We start from the raw sequence: 20,944 nt of genomic DNA, 5'->3' as shown, positions 1-20,944 counted from the left end.
ATGGTCAGACAACTTTTCAAGTTATACAAACAGCCACTTTAATAGTGGCTGTTTTCGTTGCGTAGATTTCAATTAAAAAACAAAGAAAAAACGATTGGTTTATTAATGAAAGATTTGGAAGGTGATTTCTTAACAGATGGTTTGAAAATATTAAGAAAGATAGATAAAGAATACCACATTGAAGATTTTGCTAAAGCAAATAAAAAAAATTCTGATAAAAGATGCGCAAAAAACCATGATTATTCACATTTACGAACAAGCAGAGCCTTTTATTATTCGTTCTAGGCAAGAAGACAATAACGCCAATTTATGGATAAAGTTTCAAAATCTAATTGACATTTTAAGGAGATAATTCTTTTGGAAAGATTACAAAAATTAATTGCCACAGCAGGTTACGGTTCTCGTCGTTGGGCAGAGCGCTTGATTGAGCAAGGGCGCATTGAGGTTAATAATAAAACTGCCAGCATTGGCGATAAAGCCGACATTACCGATATTGTCAAAATTGACGGGCGAAAAATTGACCTTGCACGCTATAAAGAAGAGGAAACTAAGGTTATTATCCTGAATAAACAAGCGGGCTTTATTTGCTCTAAGAAAGACGAAGAAGGGCGTAAAAGCGTTTTCAGTTTATTGCCTAAAGAATCCCGCTGGGTTATGGTAGGGCGTTTAGATTTGAACACATCAGGCTTGTTGTTGTTTACCAACAATGGCGATTTGGCCAATAAACTTATGCACCCAAGTTCTGAAATTGACCGAGAATATGCAGTTAGAGTATTGGGAAAAGTTGAACCAGAAGATTTGCGACAATTAACAGATGGCATTGAACTAGAGGATGGTTTTGCCAAATTTTTTCGTGTGACTGTCGGTGGTGGACAGGGGGCAAATCGTTGGTATAAAGTGGTATTAAAAGAAGGTCGAAAACGAGAAGTGCGCCGTCTATGGGAGGCATTGGGTTTTAAAGTATCACGCTTAATTCGTATCCGTTTTGGTGAAATTCGCCTGCCAGATAAACTTAAGGCAAACCACTATGATTACCTTAAACCCGGACAAGTAAAATTATTATTAGATGCGGTTAATTTGAAAATATAATATTCTGATCATTTGGTTTTTTTTGTTAACGCATCAGTAAAAAATCGGGATGTGATGTTATTTATTTTGCTCATTATGATGACATTGATTGTGTTGAAAATTATGACATTGATTATTAATATCAAAATGACAATATTTACACAATTTTTCTTTATTGACAATAGTGATGGTCTTTTTTGTAATGCTAATGCCTTGTTGAGACAAGTGCTTTAGATTGCGTGAAAACACTTCTCTGCTCATACCTAAATAAGAAGAAATAAGGGATTTGTTGTAAGGCAATTGAATGGTATTAGACTGCCATTTTTTATCATTCAGTAATTTTAAGAAAAATTCTCCCATTCTTTGCTCGGTATTTTTATGCTTAATAGATTGAATGTTTTGCAGAGTAGCATTGGTTTTTTGCGCACTCATAACCATGAGATTATGGGCGAATTTTGAGGATTTTTCCAGTGTATGGTTAAGTACATTAATTGGAATGGACAGCATTAGTGTATCGGTAATAGTTTTGGCATTTGCGTTAAAAACTTGATGTGTAAATAGACAATGTTCTAATACAGTTTCATTGTTACTAATAATTTGTAAAATTTCATTTCGACCATCGTTTTGCTTAAAAATTTTAACCCAACCCATTAAAACAACATATAAATGGGTTATGGGGTTATTTTCCAAAATTAGCGCTTTGTTTTTTGGGATTTGATAAATCTTAGAATGGCTAATAATTTGCTCCACCTCGTCAATAGGCATATCTTGAAAAAGAGCAATTTTATACGCCAAACGCTCTGAGGTGCCGGGTGTGTTAATTTTGTGTTTGCTTAATTGATGATCGCCTTCTAAGGTAAGGCGTAGTTTTTCTTCAATATCATGCAGTTTGTTTATTTTTTTTGAGATAAGCGCAAACCAATCTTTCGTACCCATTTTAGAGAGTATGTCCGATTTTCCTTGTGTGCTAAGTTGCTGGTGAATGGTGTGCAATGTATCTATGTCAGGCGTTTGGTAGATGGCTTTAATAAAAGTTTTCTGCTCAATAGTGGCTAAAGACAAGAAGGATTTTTTATAATATTTTTGTTCATTAATTAAAACTTTGATGTGTTCAATGCATTCATTCTTATTAGAATTTCCCTCAATAAAGCCACGCATAATAATAGAACGCTCTAAACCGACTTTCTCCTTCCATTGCAGAAAAAAGCAATAAGCACTAATTGCACTGGGGTGGGTGCCTTTGATTTTTAAAATTAAATGCGTCATCAACTGAATAATAGGGGAAATAAGTTGATAAGAATACAAGTCAAATACAGTGCCAGCCTTTAATTCCAAGCGTATTAATGTCAAACGATTGGTTTTTAATTCTTCTAAACTTGCGTCAATAGTTTGAATTAATTGTTGCTGTTCTGTATCCATTTTATCGCTGCTTTGTTGTGCAATATTTAGTTTTAATTGCTTGATGCTCAAGTTGCTTTTGGCAAAATAACCCAGCATTTCCTGCTTATATTGCGTTGTATTTTCACGCAGATAAAGCATTGCAAAGCCCCGTTCATTTTGTAATGCGTGAAATGTGTCGCTCAGTATTTGTAGTTGTTGCATGGTTAGTTAATATTGCGTGATATAAATCACACTTTTTATAAAAAGCCATATTTTAAATCTAAAAGCAAACAAATAGAATATAAAATTGCAATAAATTATCAGGGGGAGTGGATGGGTATTTCTATCATTAAGAGCCAAACTGCGCAAGCTAAATCAGTCTTAGCGGCTAATACGATTGCGTTTACAGCGTGCTTTGCTGTGTGGGTAATGTTTTCAATTATCGGCATTCCTATTAAGGAATTATTGTCATTGAATAACACTCAGTTTGGTATTTTAGTTGCAACACCCATTTTAACAGGTTCAATTTTTAGACTGCCTGTTGGTATGATGACAGATAAGTTTGGCGGCAGGGTTGTTTACTTGACTTTGCTATTAACGGTACTAACGCCATTGTGGTTTATTGGTTCAGCCACGCAATATTGGCAATTTTTAGTATTGGGATTATTGGTTGGTGTGGCAGGTGCTTCATTTACCGTGGGGATTGCTTATACTTCTAAATGGTTTGATAAAAAGAACCAAGGTTTTGCCATGGGTATTTTTGGCGCAGGCAATGCAGGTGCGGCGATTACAAACTTTGTTGCCCCTGCTATTTTATTGTCTTTTGGTTGGCAAATGGTGCCTAAGATATATGCCATGGCTATGGTAGTGGTGGTGATTTTATATTGGATGTTTACCTATACTGATCCTGATCATAAGCATGCTTCTAAGGTAACCATTAAAGAGCAATTGCAGATATTAAGGGATCCTAAGGTATGGAAATATATGCAGTACTATTCCTTGGTATTTGGTGGTTTTGTTGGGTTGTCTTTATGGATGACTAAATATTATATTAATGAATACGGCTTTGATCTAAAAACTGCCGCCTTATTGGGTGCTATTTTTGTTCTTCCCTCAGGTGTTGTTCGAGCTTTAGGAGGCTGGTTTGCTGATAAATATGGTGCTTATAAAGTTACTTGGTGGGTTATGTGGGTTTCTCTCACTTGTTTATTTTTTATGTCTTATCCACAAACTGCTTTATTGATTAAAACCACCACAGGCGAAGTTAAATTTGATATTGGTTTAAATGTGTGGGTTTTTACGGCGTTATTATTTACCCTAGGCGTTTCTTGGGGGTTTGGCAAGGCGAGTGTGTTTAAATTTTTGTCAGATGAATATCCGGATAATATTGGGGTGGTTTCTGGCGTTGTTGGTATGGCTGGTGGCTTAGGTGGCTTTACTCTGCCTATCATATTTGGTGCATTAATTGACTATACGGGTATTAATAGTGTGATATTTATGTTGTTATATGGGGCAACAGCAGTTTCTTTGGTTTGGATGTATTTTACTTTTGCCAAAGAGAAAAAAATCAAACACACTCAAGAGGCAAGAACAAAGGCGTTAAAAGAGTATGCAACAACACACGACAATCCTAATGATGTTATTGCTGCCCAGGCAGTTTTAGAGCAAATAGATTTAATTGAAGAGTTTAATAAGAAATACAACGAGTTTAAGCAAGCACATACAAAATAATTTTTAATAGAGGAGGCTATAATAATGGCTCAAGATATAAAAAACTGGAATCCAGATGACAAATCCGAATGGGGCAGCACTGGCAAGGCAATAGCCAATCGTAATTTATGGATTTCTATTCCAAGTTTATTGGCAGGTTTTGCCACTTGGTTAATGTGGGGCATCATCACGGTGCAAATGATGAATACAGGTTATGGTGGCTTTGATAAATCTCAGTTATTTACCTTAGCGGCTATTGCGGGTTTATCAGGTGCTACTTTAAGAATCCCTTCAACCTTTTTTATTCGCCTAGCAGGTGGTAGAAATACCATTTTCTTAACCACTTCACTGTTGATATTGCCAGCTTTGGGCTTGGGTATTGCACTTTCTGCGCCTGATACACCATTTTGGCATTTTCAGATTCTGGCGTTATTATCTGGCTTTGGAGGCGGTAATTTTGCTTCGTCAATGTCAAATATCTCATTCTTTTTTCCAAAGAAGATTCAAGGTTATTCTCTTGGTATGAATGCAGGTCTGGGTAATTTTGGTGTAACAACCATGCAGATTGTTATTCCATTGGTCATGACACTTGCAATTATGGGCAACCCGACAGAGTTGCAAATCGCTTCAGGCACATTGATTGGTAAAATTCCAGCGGGTACAGATACTTATTTGCAAAATGCAGGTTATGTTTGGTTAATCCTTTTAATCCCTTTATCTCTTGCAACTTGGATGGGAATGAACAATATTACCGAAGACCATGTGTCGCCAAATATTGGCTCCACCTTGGGCGCTTTTATCAAGATTATTGTAATGTTGATTTTAGGGCTTTCAACAGCAGCATTTGGTTTGTATTTAATGCTTCCAGAGGTGGTTAATGGTTCTGGGCTTATGGTGAGCAAGTGGGTGGTACTTCCTATTGTAATTATCTTAACGGTATTGTTGCTTAAATTACTACCGCTTGGCAATGATTATAAAGAAGGCATCAATCGTCAGTATAAAATTTTTAGCAACAAGCACACTTGGGCGATGACCATTATTTACACAATGACTTTTGGCTCATTTATTGGTTACGCTGCAACATTGGCATTGTCAATTAAAGTTATTTTTGGTTTTCAACACATTCTAGTTGACGGTGTAATGACGCACAATACGGTAAATTTAAATGGCCCCTCAGCACTGACTTACGCTTGGATGGGTGCTTTTGTTGGTGCGTTGATTCGACCTATTGGCGGTATGATTGCTGATAAGATTGGTGGCGCTAAAGTAACGCAAATTATTTCTGCAGTAATGGTGGTATCAGCATTAGGCGTGGCTTACTTTATGAAGCAAGCCTATTCGTCAGCAACGCCTGAAGAGTTTTTCTATCCATTTTTAATCTTATTTGTTGTGCTATTCGCAATGACTGGCATTGGTAACGGCTCTACTTTTAGAACAATTTCACAAGTATTTAACAAAGAGCAAGCAGGTCCAGTGTTGGGATGGACTTCGGCAGTAGCGGCTTACGGTGCGTTTATTATTCCAAAAGTGTTTGGCGAGCAAATTAAATTAACAACACCAGAGAATGCATTGTATGGTTTTGCAGTTTTTTATGCACTTTGTATGATTATTAATTGGTGGTTTTATTTACGCAAAGATGCTGAATTTCACAACCCATAACAAAACTATCATAAATTAGGAGAAAAAATATGAGTCATTTATTAGACAGATTGAGTTTTTTTAATAAAGAAAAAGCGGAAGAGTTTTCTAATGGACATGGAAAGTTGGTCTATGAGAATAGAGATTGGGAGCGTGCCTATCGTGGTCGTTGGGGACACGACAAGGTAGTTCGTTCAACACACGGTGTTAATTGCACTGGGTCTTGTAGTTGGAAGATTTATGTTAAAAATGGTTTGGTAACTTGGGAGACGCAACAAACTAATTACCCAAGAACCCGCCCCGACTTGCCTGATCATGAGCCTCGTGGCTGCCCAAGAGGCGCTTCATATTCATGGTATTTATACAGTTCTACTCGTCTTAAATATCCTTTAATTCGCTCTAGGTTGTTAAGAATTTGGCGTGAAGCCAAGCGTCAAAATTCAGACCCAGTTGATGCTTGGAAGGCTATTATGGATGACAAAGAGAAATCTCAGGAATATAAAAAAGTTCGTGGCTTAGGTGGAATGGTTCGAGCAGATTGGGAGGAGGTGAATGAAATTATTGCCGCTTCTAATATTTATACCGCAAAAACTTATGGCCCAGATAGAGTGGTTGGTTTCTCGCCAATCCCTGCTATGTCAATGGTATCTTATGCTGCTGGCTCTCGTTATTTATCACTTATAGGTGGAACTTGTTTAAGTTTTTATGATTGGTATTGTGATTTGCCACCAGCCTCTCCTCAGGTTTGGGGTGAGCAAACAGATGTGCCTGAAAGTGCAGATTGGTATAACTCATCTTATATTATGGCTTGGGGTTCTAATGTGCCACAAACACGCACACCTGATGCGCATTTTTTCACAGAAACGCGTTATAGCGGCACCAAAACTATTGCAGTAACTCCTGACTTTAGTGAAGTTGCCAAACTTTCTGATGAATGGATGGCGCCTACTCAAGGTACGGATGCTGCTTTGGCAATGACCATGGGGCATATTATCTTAAAAGAATACCATTTGGATAATAAAAGCGACTATTTTACGGGCTATATTAAGCAATATACCGATATGCCTTTTCTTGTTATTTTGGAAGAAAAAAATGACATTTTGTCGCCAACCAGAACTTTAAGAGCCTCAGATATGGAAAACACGCTAGGCGAAAAAGACAATGCCGAATGGAAGCCCTTATTAATTGATGAAAATACCAATGAAATTGTAGTGCCTACAGGAACCGTTGGTTCAAGATGGGACGGCTCTGGAAAGTGGAATATTAAAAGTAAAAATGTTAAAAATGGCGAAGACATCAGCCCTAAAACAACTTTGAAAAATGATAACGATGATATTGTATCCGTTGGTTTCCCTTATTTTAATAATAAAGAACATGATCAAGAAATATTTACCAATACTGATCATGACGCTATTTTACAAAGAAATGTCCCCATTAAAAAAGTAACACTGGCTAACGGTAAAGAAGTTAAAGTTGCCACAGTTTTTGATTTAATGATGGCAAACTACAGCGTTGATCAAGGTTTAGGGGGTGAAAATGTTGCCAGTTCTTTTGACGACGATGTTCCTTATACGCCTGCTTGGAATGAAAAAGTAACAGGCGTCCCTAGAGAGCAAGTGATTCGTATTGCCAAAGAATTTTCAGAAAATGCCCATAAAACAGAAGGCAAATCAATGGTAATTTTGGGCGCTGCTGTTAATCATTGGTACCATATGGATATGATTTATCGTGGCATTATCAATGTATTGATGATGTGCGGATGTATTGGTAAATCAGGCGGTGGCTGGGCGCACTATGTTGGACAAGAAAAACTTCGCCCGCAAACGGGTTGGCAGCCATTGGCCTTTGGTTTGGACTGGCATCGTCCTCCTAGGCATATGAATGGTACTTCATTTTTCTACAATCATTCCAGTCAATGGCGTTATGAGAAATTAGGGGTTGATGAAATTTTATCTCCTTTAGCAGACAAAAAAGATTGGGAAAACTATTCATTGATTGATTGTAATGTGCGTAGCGAAAAAATGGGTTGGTTGCCTTCTGCACCTCAATTTGAAGAAAATCCATTGGAAGTTACAAAAAAAGCTGCCGCAGCTGGCATGGATATTAAAGATTATATTGTGCAACAATTAAAGTCTAAAGAATTGAAATTTTCTTGTGAAGATCCTGATAACCCTAAAAACTTCCCTCGCAATATGTTTATTTGGCGCTCCAATTTATTAGGCTCTAGTGGCAAAGGTCATGAATATATGCTGAAACATTTACTGGGTACACAAAATGCAGTATTTGGCAAAGAAACGGACAAAAAGCCCTCTGAAGTTAAATGGCGTGATGGTGCCGAAGGTAAAGTTGATTTATTTGTAACGCTTGATTTTAGAATGTCAACCACTTGTTTGTATTCTGATATTGTCTTGCCATCAGCAACTTGGTATGAAAAAAACGACCTGAATACTTCGGATATGCATCCTTTCATTCATCCTCTTTCTAAAGCGGTTGACCCTGCTTGGGAATCAAGAAGTGATTGGGAAATTTACAAAGGTTTGGCAAAAAAATTCTCAGAACTTTGCCCCGGTCATTTAGACAAAGAAAAAGATGTTGTCGCCCTACCTATTTTGCATGACACACCGGGAGAAATGGCACAGGCAACTGATGTTAAAGCTTGGTTTGATGATGAATGTGAAGCAATTCCAGGTAAAACGATGCCTAATTTCATTGAGGTTGAACGCAATTACCCCGACACTTACAAAAAATTTACTTCTTTAGGGCCTTTAATGAGTAAGATTGGCAACGGTGGCAAAGGCATCGCCTGGAATACCGAAGATGAAATAACCTTGTTAGGCAACTTAAACACAACGGTAAGAGAAGAGGGTGTTTCTAAAGGATTGCCAAAAATAGAAACAGATATTGATGCCACAGAAGTTATTCTATCACTTGCACCAGAGACCAATGGCCAAGTGGCCGTTAAAGCTTGGGAGGCTTTGGGCAAAATAACCGGAAGAGACCATACCCATCTAGCAAAACCAAAAGAAGATGAAAAAATTCGTTTTAGAGATGTGCAAGCACAACCTAGAAAAATTATTTCCTCTCCAACTTGGTCTGGGTTGGAAGATGAGCATGTCAGTTATAATGCTGGTTACACCAATGTGCATGAGTATATTCCATGGCGGACTTTAACTGGTAGGCAACAGTTTTATCAAGACCACAAATGGATGGTAGATTTTGGTGAAAATTTATGTACTTACAAGCCACCAATTAATACCAAGACAATAGCGCCCATTATTAATGACAATAATGACAATCGCCCGCAAGTGGTTTTAAACTGGATTACACCGCATCAAAAATGGGGTATTCATTCCACTTATTCCGATAATTTATTAATGTTAACACTTAATCGTGGTGGCCCAGTTGTATGGCTGAGTGAGACCGATGCTGGAAAAATAGGCGTTGAAGATAATGACTGGATTGAACTCTATAATGTCAACGGTACAATTGCCGCAAGAGCCGTTGTTTCACAAAGAATTCCCAAAGGTATGTCGATGATGTATCACGCTCAAGAAAAAATAAACACCACACCTGTGGCAGAAAAATCTGGTTTTAGGGGTGGTATTCACAATTCAGTTACCAGAACCATTACCAAACCAACTCATATGATTGGCGGTTATGCACAACAATCGTATGGATTTAACTATTATGGCACTGTTGGGTCTAATCGAGATGAGTTTGTTATTGTTCGTAAAATGGATAAGATTGAGTGGAAGGATGAACCAATAAAAGGAGATAAGTCATGAAAATAAGAGCGCAAATAGGAATGGTCTTAAATTTAGACAAATGCATCGGTTGCCACACATGTTCGGTTACTTGTAAAAATGTTTGGACTTCGCGTCAAGGCGTTGAATACGCTTGGTTTAATAATGTAGAAACCAAACCGGGTATTGGCTATCCAGTAGATTGGGAAAATCAAGATAAATGGAACGGTGGCTGGGTTTCTAAAAATGGAAAATTGCAACCCAAAGTGGGCGGTAAGTTTAGATTGTTGGCAAAAATATTTGCCAACCCTGATTTACCCGAAATCGATGATTATTATGAACCATTTACCTTTAATTATGCACATTTGCAAACTGCATCTGAGATGTCAACACCACCAGTAGCAAGGCCACATTCTATGATTACTGGTGAAGTAATGGAAAAACCAGAATGGGGTCCGAACTGGGAAGAAATCTTAGGGGGTGAGTTTAAAAAACGCGCAAAAGATTATAATTTCAAAGAAATTGAAAAACAAATTTACGGCGAATTTGAAAACACCTTTATGATGTATTTGCCTAGATTGTGTGAACATTGTCTTAATCCAACTTGCGTTGCCGCATGCCCAAGTGGTGCGATTTATAAAAGAGAAGAAGACGGCATTGTCTTAATTGATCAAGACAAATGCAGGGGCTGGAGAATGTGTGTTAGCGCCTGTCCTTATAAGAAAATTTATTATAACTGGCAATCTGGAAAATCAGAAAAATGTACTTTTTGTTACCCAAGAATAGAATCGGGCGAACCCACCGTTTGCTCTGAAACTTGTGTTGGTAGAATTCGTAATTTAGGCGTTATTCTGTATGATGCAGATAGAATTGAAGAAATGGCAAATATAAGTGATGAAAAAGACTTATATGAGGCGCAGTTAGAAATATTTCTAGATCCGCATGATGAAGCAGTGCAAAAACAAGCCAAAAAAGATGGCGTGCCTGATAGTTGGATGGAAGCCGCTAAAAACTCACCTGTTTATAAAATGGCAATTGATTGGAAAGTAGCCTTTCCATTACATCCTGAGTATAGAACCTTACCAATGGTTTGGTATGTGCCACCACTGTCTCCTATTCAAAATGCCATTGAAAAAGGGGTGATTGATCATAGAGGACCTATTCCTAATGTGGAGGATCTGCGTATTCCGGTTCGATATTTAGCCAATATGCTCACGGCTGGGAATGACGAACCTATTATTTTTGCTTTAAAAAGAATGATAGCCATGCGTAACTTTATGCGTAGCAAAAAAGTTGATAACACACGCTTGACAGAGGTTTTGGATGAAGTTGGATTAACAGAAGATATGGTTGACGATATGTATAAAACCATGGCGCTGGCTGCTTATGAAGATAGATTTGTTATTCCGACAAACCACAAAGAATATTCAGGCGATACGCCTTTTGATAATGAAATTGCTTTTAGTAATAAATCCTCTTGTGGGTTTACTTTTGGCAACGGTTGTTCAGAAGGGGCAACAACAGCAACTTTGTTTGGCGGCAACACACATAAAAATACAATGAGCGGGAAAATTCCATGAAAACATTAAAAGTTTTGGCAATTTTATTGTCTTATCCAGAAGAGAGTGTCCAAGCAAACACCGAAGATTTGATTGAGGTTTTAAAGGAAGAAAATTTATTGCCTAAAAAAACACTCAAAGATTTGTTGGTTTTTATTGATGAGTATAAAAATGAAGATTTTTTGGCATTGCAAGAGCGCTTTGTTAGCACATTTGATAGAAGTAGAAATCATTGCCTAAATCTCTTTGAGCATATTCACGGCGAATCACGAGACAGAGGTCAAGCAATGGTTGATTTGACGGATATGTATGCCAGCAAAGGGCTGTTTATTAATAAAAAAGAACTGCCTGATTATTTGCCATTATTTTTAGAATATTTATCTTTGTGTGAGGCTGAAGAGGCAAAAGAATCGTTAGGAGATTCTATTGATATTATTGCTTTAATCGGCGGACATTTGAAGAAAAATAAATCACCTTATAAGGCGATATTTATTGCATTAGAAGAGTTGTCTAAAATTAAAGTGAATAAATTCAGAGTTGCTGAAGCCATAAAAAACTCACCTAAAGAACCAGAGACTTTAGATGAATTGGATGAGCTTTGGAAAGAACAAGAGGCGTTCAGCGGTGAAACCTCAGAATGTAATACTTGCGAAGATGACGCAAGTTTAAATTAAAGGAGATATATTATGGTTTTTTTAAATCAGTTTTTTTTCGGTTATTTTCCCTATATTGCCATGACAATATTTCTGTTGGGCAGTGCCATGCGTTACGACAGAGACCAATATACTTGGAAAGCAGACTCATCGCAATTGTTGCGTAAGAAGGGAATGTTGGTTGGTAGCAATTTATTCCATATTGGGATAATTTTGTTGTTTTTCGGTCATTTTGTTGGATTGTTGACCCCAGAGTGGGTATATCACCCATTTATGAGCGCAGGCACTAAGCAAATTATGGCAATGACTGCCGGCGGTATTTTTGGCACTATGTGTTTAATTGGAATGCTTATTTTGCTTAACAGACGCTTGTTTGATAAGCGCATTAGCAGGACATCTAAATTTAGCGATACATTTGTTTTGCTTTATTTGTTTGTGCAATTGTTATTAGGTTTGATTACCATTCCCTATTCAGCCCAACATTTAGACGGCAGTTCAATGATTGCTTTGGCAAATTGGGCGCAACACATTGTAACATTTAGAACAGGTGCTGCTGATTTCATTATCGCCGAGGCTTGGGTGTTTAAATTACATTTAGTGTTAGGAATGAGTTTATTTGTTATTTTTCCATTCACACGATTGGTGCATATTTGGAGCGTTCCAGTGCAATACCTTACTCGTAGCAACTATCAAATCGTTAGAAGAAGAGGGTAGCCAACCATGCCAATTAAAGTTAATAATATAGAAATCACTGATGATGATGTATTTAGAGAAATGCAATATCAAACAGATGCCCCCAATGTTGAAACTGTTATTTTCAATGCGGCACAAGCATTGGTCGTGCAACAATTACTTTTACAAGCGGCAAAAACAAACAGTAATGACAGCGACCAAGAAGTGAAGATTAATCAATTATTGGAGGACAACCTAAAGGTGCCAACTGCTGATGAAGTTGCTTGTAAAAGGTATTATGAAAATAATGACAAAAAGTTTTTTGATAAGAGTACCAATCAGCAATTGCCATTCAATTTGGTTGAAAATCACATCAAAGAATATTTACAAAATCAATCAACCACTTCGGGTATTAATGAATATATCCAAATGCTGGCGGCTAATGCTGAGATAAAAGGGTTTGATTTCAAAGACCCCAGTGCAATGAATGTAAGGATAAAATAAAAATGATGACAGTAAACGGCAAACAAATAGAATTAGATCCTGAGGGATATTTAATTAATCCAGAGGAATGGAACAAAGAAGTGGCAATCGAATTAGCCAAATCAGAAGACATTGAGTTGACTGATGATTATTGGGCCATCTTTGAGTTTATGCAAGATTATTACAAAGAGCATGGCATTGTGCCAGACATCAGGCATACTGCTAAGAATTTTGGTGAATATTTAGGGGTTGATAAAAAATCCGCCAAAACCAAGTTATTCCTTATGTTTCCTTATGGTTATGTCAAACAAACCTGTAAAATATCAGGTATGAAACGCCCAAGAGGTTGGAGTACGGGCTAATAATATAGTGGGGAGTGGGTGAGCAATAAAGAATTATTAATTTCAGCAGTTGGTGCATTTATAGCCGTGGCGATGGCTGAATTTTTTTCTAGTGTTATTTTGCAAAGTGCCAACTCCCCTTTGATTGTTGCTTCAACAGGTGCATCGGCTATTGTGATATTTGGTTCGCCACACGCTTTGGTCTCTCGCCCATGGAATTTAATTGGTGGGCACAGTGTTTCAGCCATAGTGGGCGTTGCTTGCTTTTATTTAATCACCAATACATTGTTAGCCACTTCAGTTGCCATTCCCCTGTCACTTGTTGCCATGCATTTTTTAAAATGTATGCATCCTCCCGGCGGTGCTACCGCAGTAACGGCCATTATTGGCGGTACAACCATTCATAATTTAGGGTATGCGTTTGTTATTATGCCGATATTTTTTAATTCTTTAATTTTGCTTACTGTGGCTATGGCAGTTGCCACTTTTAGGGATAAAAACCCGTTTGAAGATTATTCGTAAATTGCGTTATCCTCCCGTTACGGGTGGGTAAAAAGCCACTTCATCTGTGCCATTAACAATCAAGTTATCATGGGCAATTTCTTGATTAACTGCACAAAGAATATTCTCTGGAAAATGGCGTTCGCCGTGTTTATCAACCAATTTTTCCCTTAGTTGTGCGACTGTCATATTGGCACTTAGTGTTATTTCTTCACTGGACATTTTCAGGGCTTCTTTAAGCGAAGCGAAATAATAAATTTTCATATATTCTTTATCCACCAATCTCGACCATTTGCCGATTGCTAATATTATCAATGGTGTCAAATTCATGTTTCTCAGGTTTTTTATTGATGGCATTGATAATCATCTGTTTAATTTCATCGTCGGTTAAATCCGAGCGCACCGCATCTTTTAATGAGATGGCATCTTCTTGACCCAAACATAAAATTAAATCCCCCTTGGTAGTCAGCCTAACACGATTACAAGTTTGGCAAAAATGGTTAGACACTGCACTGATGATGCCCACAGTAGAGTTTGTGCCTTTAATTTTAAAATTATGTGCAGGGCCATCAGTTTGATTGGGGGTAATGGGCGTTAATTTATTGCCAAGGTGTTGGTTGATTTTTTCAAAAATTTGTTGTTCACTAACATGCTGACTCAGTGCCTCTATACCCACCGCTCCAATAGGCATAGTTTCAATAAAACGCACATCAATATTTTTGGCAATGGCAAAATCAACCATTGATTCAATCTCATCATCATTCACATCACGCATTACGACCACATTCATTTTGATTGGATGCATGCCTGCTTGTATGGCTGCATCAATTCCTTTAATAACTTTGGTCAAATCGCCACCACGGGTAATTTTTTCAAACCTTTCGGGGATCAGTGAATCTATTGAAATATTTGCTCTATTAATGCCATTTTGTTGTAATTTTTCAGCAAATTTTTCTAATAAATGTGCATTGGTAGATAAAGGCACATCGTTAATACCATCGATACGACTAATCAGCCGAGCGATTTTAACAATGCCTTTTCGCAGCAAAGGCTCCCCACCGGTTAATCGGACTTTGGTAATGCCTAATTCGGCAAAAATTTGGACAATTTTTTCAATATCTTCATAACTTAAAATGTCTTCACGCTTGCAATTTGGCGTCTGCTCATCATCACGACAATAAAAACATCGGTAATTACAATGCTCAGTCACCGACAGTCTTAAATAAGTAATCTCTCGATTAAATTTGTCAATTAGTTTAGGCATTTTCAGATTTCCAATGACCAGATTTACCACCTTCTTTTTCTAATAATTGGACATCTGTAATTTTGATAAAATGGTCTAGCGCTTTGCACATATCGTAGATTGTCAATGCCGCAATACTGGCAGCAGTAAGCGCCTCCATTTCCACCCCCGTTTGAGCGTTTAGTTTAGCCAATGTGGTAATTTGAACGCCATTTTCAATAAATTCAAAATCCACACTAATTTTTGAAAGGTTGAGACTGTGGCACATTGGAATAAGATGGTGGGTCTGCTTTGCCGCCATAATGCCAGCAATTCTAGCAACGGATAACACATCGCCTTTTTTCAAGTTATTGCCCTTAATTTCCTGCAAAGTCTCTGACTTCATTAACACCTTGGCACTGGCTTTAGCAATACGCGTCGTGTTGTTTTTGTCGGATACATCCACCATATTGGCTTCACCTTTGTTGTTTACATGAGTTAATTTATTCATAACTTCATCTCGTTGAGTGGATAAAAATTCAAAATTAGAGTATTTGAGACCTTTGTATAATTATAGAAGATAAACCAAATAATAAAGCCCTTCCGCCCCTAAATCGTGCAGATAATTAAAAAGGTCTCATTTAAGAATAAAACATGGTGTTTTAAATAGAGGTCTTTACACAATTCAATTAGAAGAGGCGTTTTTAGGCTTTTGTGAGGAAAATTTCTTTGAAAAATTAGAATTAGAGACCTTTGCATAAATATGAATAATCATCAAGAATCCACTTTTCACCCACTTGGTAATTTTTTAAACCCAGCCTTAACCCTGCTAGGACAAGGTTTAAGAAAATTACCAATTGGGCAAAAATTGAATTTTGCTAATCATCCATATTTATGCAAAGGCCTCTATTAGGATAAAAAAATAATGACAATAACTATTTACAATACGAATGATAATCAGTATCATTTGCATATAAGAACTTAGGAGCAAATAAAGTCTTGATTAAATTAACAACATCTAACGGGAGAAAAAAATGAAAGTAAAAAAAGGTTACTCAATAATTAGTAGAAAAGAATTGAAATATTATTTGGATTTTTGTTCAAAATTGGTTAATTAAGGATGTCATAAATAACAATACCAACGCCAGATTTTAAAAAAACTCCTTATTTTTTAAATTCATCAAAAAATGGTGTAGTTGTTATTTTTTATCCAGTAAAGAGCCTGTTACTCATTATGCTGGATTCCATGAAAAAAGGGATATAAATTGCTAGTTTAAAGAAAAATTCTCGTATAAAAAACCAATTTAGGCTGGCAATTTATATGTCTTTTACAATTTAATATAATGAAAGGGAAGGTGCAATGAAAAATAAAAATAAAAACATACAAGTTACATCTAGCGTTAATCAGGTACATACTAAGTTGCCAATTAAAGATAAAAAGACAAACACTGGTTGTGGTAAATGCAGTGGTTGTTGCGCCAAGTAATGGTGTTAGATTTTTGGCATAACTATAAAGTGCACTATTTGCGCAGAAATAACACACTTAATTTTGATTCAATGAAGGAGTTTAGCATTCCTAGTCGAATTATTAGAGAGGTGTTACTTAATGAGGTTGTTAACGAAATGGAGGTTAAGAGATGACGGTAAATAAAATCAATCTAAAAAGTGGTATGCGTTCGTATGAAATTAACGCAATTAACAGTATTGCAAAATATCTTCGGGGGCTTGACGATTCTTTATTAGTTGAAAGAGAACTAGATTTAGATGAAATATAATTATTAGACTTGTATTTTAATTATTGATTTGGCAAATGTGACAAAGGTTTTTTTAAATACAATTCTATAGAATATATTATGAAAAAAGGTAATATTATGGCGCTAAGCGCTTTGACAATTGGAGTGACACAGACTTTTGCAGGCACAGAAATGGATGCCTTAAAAGACCGCATTACTGAACTTGAAAATAATGCAACTAAAGTTGAAATTAGTAGTGCAGTTAGTATGAATTACGCTACAGGGAATCAAGCTGATAAAGAAATTTATGTTAATGAGGTGAAAATAGGTATTGCTGCCAATATTTTTGATAAATTTAGCGCAAATATTGTGCTTTTAGCAGGCGTTGATGATGATGTAGATAATGAGTTGAAAAGGGTCGTTATTGACGAAGTTACCATTGGTGGAGGTGTTTATGGTATTGCGTTTTCTGTGGGTAAGCAAAATGCACCATTTGGTGCATATGAGACTATGATGATTTCTAACGCTACAGAAGATATGGGTAGCACTGGAACGAAAAGTTTAATACTTTCAACGAAAGTTGGCGGGATAACACTTTCGGCATGGAGTGGTAGTAGTAAAAACCATGGCTTGTCTGTTGGTTATGAAAATGAGAGTCTTGCTGTTGGTATCGATATTATTCGTGATGCTGGCGGAGATGCTCAAAAACAGTTAGATGTGGAAAATAACGAAGGGATGGCTATTCATGGGAAATTTTTAATAAGTGGTGCTACTTTGATTGCTGAGAAGGTTACAGTTAAAACTTTGGGTGCGAATAAAATGCATGTAACTTCAGTAGAAGCACAGTATGCAATAAGCGATTTTACATTTGCACTTAGAAAAGACAGCACTGATAGTGCCACTAATGCTGATGCAACTTTATTTGCTGTTGGCTATGAGTTTACCGAAGGCTTGAGTTTAACAATAGAAAACAAGGTGGCAAGCGAAGATACTGCAGCGACCGCTAATTTAACTTACGAATTTTAATTGATTAATATAAAAACATAAAAAATAATTATCATTGTATTAATGCTTACAATAGCAATGGTGGCATCTACTGATCAAGTATTTTGGGGTGGTAAAGAATACTTACATTAAGGATTGCGATACACTCTAGGGCACCTCCAGAAACTCCAGTGCGATTTAGGGGAATTAGAAAATAGTGTATTTTTTAGCCAAAAATGAGGAGAATAGCCCGCTATTTGATGAATTTTTGGATGAAAAAGGTGCTGTTTTATGCTTTTCATAAATTGTATTGGGGTTTCTGGAAGCGCCCTCAAATAGAATATCGTTAGAATTTGTTGAATGGTGAATTATTGAGTTAGGGCAGGGTTTTATTAAGGTTTCGGCGTTTCTCTCTAGTATAATGGTGTTTTTTTATTTCAATTATTTTAAATATTAATGTCTGATTATAAATCTAGTTTAAATTTACCGTTTACCAAATTTGCGATGAAGGCCAATCTTGCCAATCGAGAAGGCGGTTTTTTGAAGAAATGGCAAGACGATGAATTGTATAACCAAATTCGCAAACACAATGAGGGCAAGCCTAAATTCATTTTGCACGATGGCCCACCGTATGCGAATGGCGACATTCATATTGGGCATGCGGTTAATAAGGTGCTTAAAGATATTATTATTAAATCTAAATCTTTCTCAGGTTTTGATGCACCTTTTGTGCCGGGGTGGGATTGTCACGGGTTGCCGATTGAGTTAAATGTTGAGAAGAAAAAAGGCAAAGTTGGGCATAAAATTGATGCCAATGCATTTAGAGCAGAGTGTCGTAAGTATGCTGATACGCAAGTTACCAAACAAAAAGCAGATTTTCAACGCTTGGGTATTTTAAGTGATTGGGATAATCCTTATTTGACCAAAGATTTTAAATACGAGGCTAATATTGTTCGGGCTTTGGGGCAAATTGTTGAGAATGGCCATATTTCCAAAGGTTACAAACCTGTGCATTGGTGCACCGAGTGTGGTTCGGCGTTGGCTGAGGCAGAAGTGGAATATAAGGACAAACAGTCTGAGGCGATTGATGTTAAATTTAATATCATTGACACTGCACTGTTTAATGTTGACAAACCAGTGTCGGTTGTTATTTGGACAACCACTCCTTGGACGCTACCTGCTAATGAGGCGGTAGCACTTCATCCTGAGTTGGATTATGTGCTGGTTGATACGGGCAGTGAGTGTTTATTGCTTGCTAAAGCGTTGGCTGATAATGCCGTTGAGCGTTATGATATTGAAGCCGTTATCGGCAAACAAACTTTTGCTGGTAGCGAGTTAGAGGGGTTAAAAGTCCAGCATCCGTTTTACAACAAGCAAGTGCCTATTATTTTAGGCGAACATGTAACCACAGATGCTGGTACAGGTGCAGTGCATACAGCGCCTGCACATGGTCAAGAAGATTTTGTTGTTGGCAAACAATACAATTTACCAGTGGATTGTCCAGTGGATGCCAAAGGTGTGTTCTTTGAAGATACTGAACTTTTGGGCGGGCAGTTTATTTTTAAAGCCAATGCCAGTGTGATTGAGATTTTGAATCATAAACATGCGCTGGTAAAGCATACGCCCATAATGCATTCTTACCCACACTGCTGGCGACACAAAACCCCCGTTATTTTCCGTGCCACCCCTCAATGGTTTGTCTCCATGCAACAAAATGGCTTGCGTGATACGGTGAATGAGGAAATTCCAAAAGTTGATTGGATACCCGATTGGGGCAAAAAGCGCATCGAACTCATGGTGGGTAACCGTCCTGATTGGTGTATTTCTCGCCAGCGTTTTTGGGGTGTGCCGATTACGATGTTTGTGCATAAGCAAACGGGTGAATTGCATCCAGACACACAAGCATTGTTTGCCACTGTGGCAGATAAAATTGAGCAAAATGGCATTGAAGCATGGTTTGAATCTGATATTGAAGATTTTTTAGGCACTGATGCTAAAGACTATGATAAAACCACCGATACGCTAGATGTGTGGTTTGATTCAGGTGTTTCTCATTTTGCGGTTTTAAAAGCCCGAGCAGGCTTGGCAGATGTGGCAGATCTCTATCTTGAAGGCTCAGATCAACACCGTGGTTGGTTTCAATCCTCGTTAATTTCCTCTGTGGCAATGAATGGTAAGGCGCCTTATAAACAAGTTTTGACGCATGGATTTACCGTTAATAAAGACGGCAAAAAAATGTCTAAATCACTTGGCAATGCCATGAGTCCGCAAAAAGTGGTCAATAATTTGGGCGCAGATATCTTGCGCTTGTGGATTGCATCAACAGACTATACGAGCGAAATGACCGTGAGTGATGAAATTTTAAAACGCAGTGCCGATTCGTATCGCCGACTTCGCAATACTTTGCGTTTTATGCTGGCAAATACAACTGGGTTTAATCCGCAAAAACACAGCATCGAATTTACTCAAATGTTGGATTTGGATAAGTGGATTGTGGCGCAAGCAGCCACTTTACAAGTGCAAATTTTGCAAGCCTATGAGCAATATAATTTCCATCAAGTTATGCAATTGACACTTAATTTTTGCACCAATGATTTGGGTGGTTTTTATTTAGATGTGATTAAAGACAGGCAATATACCACGCAGGAAAATTCGCCCGCCAGACGCAGCGCACAAACAGCACTAAATCACATTTTAGAAGCGATGGTGCGTTGGTTGGCGCCAGTATTGTCATTCACTGCAGAAGAGATTTGGCAAAGTATGCCGAGTGAGAAAACACACAGTATTTTCTTACAAGAATGGTATCAAGAATTGAACGCAGATTATGACAACGAAGCAATTGACGCGGCACGCAATATCAAACCGTTTATTCAAAAACAAATGGAGCAAATGCGTAACGATAAAACGATTGGCTCATCATTAGATGCCGAAGTTGATATTTATTGCGAAGACAGTGTTTATCAATCACTGCACAAATTGGCTGATGAATTACGCTTTGTCTTTATCACTTCTTACGCTAGAATTCACCCTGTAAGCGAAAAAACCAACGATTGCATTGCAGCAGGCACTGGCGTGTTTATCAAAGTATCCAAATCTACACACGAAAAGTGCGCGCGTTGTTGGCATCATCGTGAAGACATTGGTAACAACAGTGAGCACCCTGAATTGTGTGGGCGTTGTGTGGAAAATGTGGTTGGTGATGGTGAAAAGCGAGAATTTGCTTAATACTTAAGGTGCAAAATTTTTTAACCCGCAAT

The 20,944-nt window shown here is 37.5% G+C and carries 20 protein-coding genes; 16 read left to right on the top strand and 4 right to left on the bottom strand.

The features are described from left to right. Positions 1–57 precede the first annotated feature (57 nt). From MS2017_RS07850 to MS2017_RS07845, 3 genes are read left to right on the top strand one after another with little or no spacing between them, the layout of a single operon-like run. Positions 58–285: a hypothetical protein gene (locus MS2017_RS07850; RefSeq protein ID WP_122951843.1), complete on the top strand. Its 228-nt coding sequence runs from the start codon at positions 58–60 to the stop codon at positions 283–285. Beyond that, entirely contained in the window at positions 236–352 is a 117-nt protein-coding gene (locus tag MS2017_RS11935) for a hypothetical protein (protein WP_420886038.1), read from the top strand. Before MS2017_RS07850 ends, MS2017_RS11935 begins: the two co-directional genes overlap by 50 nt. After that, entirely contained in the window at positions 352–1,089 is a 738-nt protein-coding gene (locus MS2017_RS07845) for a pseudouridine synthase (protein ID WP_122951842.1), read from the top strand. The genes MS2017_RS11935 and MS2017_RS07845 overlap by 1 nt, the downstream gene beginning before the upstream one ends. Before the next feature lie 57 nt (positions 1,090–1,146). Here MS2017_RS07845 and MS2017_RS07840 read toward each other — a convergent pair whose 3' ends face one another. Next, positions 1,147–2,670 (bottom strand): nitrate- and nitrite sensing domain-containing protein, encoded by a 1,524-nt coding sequence (locus MS2017_RS07840; protein ID WP_071564160.1) that lies wholly within the window; start codon positions 2,668–2,670, stop codon positions 1,147–1,149. A 111-nt stretch (positions 2,671–2,781) separates the two neighbouring features. Here MS2017_RS07840 and MS2017_RS07835 point away from each other — a divergent pair, with 111 nt between their 5' ends. The 9 genes from MS2017_RS07835 to MS2017_RS07795 are packed head-to-tail and all read left to right on the top strand — an operon-like array spanning position 2,782 to position 13,769. After that, positions 2,782–4,179, top strand: a complete 1,398-nt coding sequence (locus MS2017_RS07835) for an MFS transporter (RefSeq protein ID WP_122951841.1) — start codon at positions 2,782–2,784, stop codon at positions 4,177–4,179. Positions 4,180–4,203: 24 nt separating this feature from the next. Continuing rightward, complete coding sequence (locus tag MS2017_RS07830) at positions 4,204–5,817, top strand: MFS transporter (protein WP_071564161.1); 1,614 nt, start codon at positions 4,204–4,206, stop codon at positions 5,815–5,817. Between the two features lie 29 nt (positions 5,818–5,846). Next, positions 5,847–9,581 carry a nitrate reductase subunit alpha gene (locus MS2017_RS07825; RefSeq protein WP_122951840.1) on the top strand — a complete coding sequence of 1,245 codons (3,735 nt, stop codon included), beginning with the start codon at positions 5,847–5,849 and terminating at the stop codon, positions 9,579–9,581. Continuing rightward, positions 9,578–11,119 (top strand): nitrate reductase subunit beta, encoded by a 1,542-nt coding sequence (gene narH, locus MS2017_RS07820; protein ID WP_071564163.1) that lies wholly within the window; start codon positions 9,578–9,580, stop codon positions 11,117–11,119. Before MS2017_RS07825 ends, narH begins: the two co-directional genes overlap by 4 nt. Further along, a complete protein-coding gene (narJ, locus tag MS2017_RS07815; RefSeq protein WP_071564164.1) occupies positions 11,116–11,772 on the top strand; it encodes a nitrate reductase molybdenum cofactor assembly chaperone in 657 nt (218 codons plus the stop codon). Before narH ends, narJ begins: the two co-directional genes overlap by 4 nt. A gap of 12 nt (positions 11,773–11,784) precedes the next feature. Beyond that, positions 11,785–12,465 carry a respiratory nitrate reductase subunit gamma gene (gene narI, locus MS2017_RS07810; protein ID WP_122951839.1) on the top strand — a complete coding sequence of 227 codons (681 nt, stop codon included), beginning with the start codon at positions 11,785–11,787 and terminating at the stop codon, positions 12,463–12,465. Positions 12,466–12,471: 6 nt separating this feature from the next. After that, positions 12,472–12,927, top strand: coding sequence for a hypothetical protein (locus tag MS2017_RS07805; protein WP_071564165.1), 456 nt, complete (start codon positions 12,472–12,474; stop codon positions 12,925–12,927). Positions 12,928–12,929: 2 nt separating this feature from the next. Beyond that, entirely contained in the window at positions 12,930–13,268 is a 339-nt protein-coding gene (locus MS2017_RS07800; protein ID WP_071564166.1) for a TusE/DsrC/DsvC family sulfur relay protein, read from the top strand. An 18-nt stretch (positions 13,269–13,286) separates the two neighbouring features. Continuing rightward, the gene (locus MS2017_RS07795) at positions 13,287–13,769 is read left to right on the top strand and encodes an HPP family protein (protein WP_071564167.1); all 483 of its coding nucleotides are present in this window, start codon (positions 13,287–13,289) and stop codon (positions 13,767–13,769) included. A gap of 6 nt (positions 13,770–13,775) precedes the next feature. Here the strand turns inward: MS2017_RS07795 and moaD are convergent, their stop codons facing one another. From moaD to moaC, 3 genes are read right to left on the bottom strand one after another with little or no spacing between them, the layout of a single operon-like run. After that, the gene (gene moaD, locus MS2017_RS07790) at positions 13,776–14,012 is read right to left on the bottom strand and encodes a molybdopterin converting factor subunit 1 (protein ID WP_122951838.1); all 237 of its coding nucleotides are present in this window, start codon (positions 14,010–14,012) and stop codon (positions 13,776–13,778) included. Positions 14,013–14,019: 7 nt separating this feature from the next. Further along, entirely contained in the window at positions 14,020–15,012 is a 993-nt protein-coding gene (gene moaA / locus MS2017_RS07785) for a GTP 3',8-cyclase MoaA (RefSeq protein ID WP_122951837.1), read from the bottom strand. Continuing rightward, positions 15,005–15,481: a cyclic pyranopterin monophosphate synthase MoaC gene (gene moaC / locus MS2017_RS07780; RefSeq protein ID WP_071564170.1), complete on the bottom strand. Its 477-nt coding sequence runs from the start codon at positions 15,479–15,481 to the stop codon at positions 15,005–15,007. The genes moaA and moaC overlap by 8 nt, the downstream gene beginning before the upstream one ends. A 252-nt stretch (positions 15,482–15,733) precedes the next feature. Here moaC and MS2017_RS11445 point away from each other — a divergent pair, with 252 nt between their 5' ends. From MS2017_RS11445 to ileS, 4 genes are all read left to right on the top strand, one after another. Further along, a complete protein-coding gene (locus MS2017_RS11445; RefSeq protein ID WP_164707666.1) occupies positions 15,734–15,883 on the top strand; it encodes a hypothetical protein in 150 nt (49 codons plus the stop codon). A 724-nt stretch (positions 15,884–16,607) separates the two neighbouring features. Next, positions 16,608–16,745 (top strand): hypothetical protein, encoded by a 138-nt coding sequence (locus MS2017_RS11440; protein WP_164707665.1) that lies wholly within the window; start codon positions 16,608–16,610, stop codon positions 16,743–16,745. 78 nt (positions 16,746–16,823) lie between these two features. After that, a complete protein-coding gene (locus tag MS2017_RS07775; protein ID WP_122951836.1) occupies positions 16,824–17,729 on the top strand; it encodes a hypothetical protein in 906 nt (301 codons plus the stop codon). 414 nt (positions 17,730–18,143) lie between these two features. Continuing rightward, positions 18,144–20,912, top strand: coding sequence for an isoleucine--tRNA ligase (ileS, locus tag MS2017_RS07770; RefSeq protein WP_122951835.1), 2,769 nt, complete (start codon positions 18,144–18,146; stop codon positions 20,910–20,912). Positions 20,913–20,944 lie beyond the last annotated feature (32 nt).

The sequence above is a fragment of the Bathymodiolus thermophilus thioautotrophic gill symbiont genome, from assembly GCF_003711265.1.
Classification (GTDB): domain Bacteria; phylum Pseudomonadota; class Gammaproteobacteria; order PS1; family Pseudothioglobaceae; genus Thiodubiliella.
This window is presented reverse-complemented; position numbering and strand designations above follow the sequence as displayed.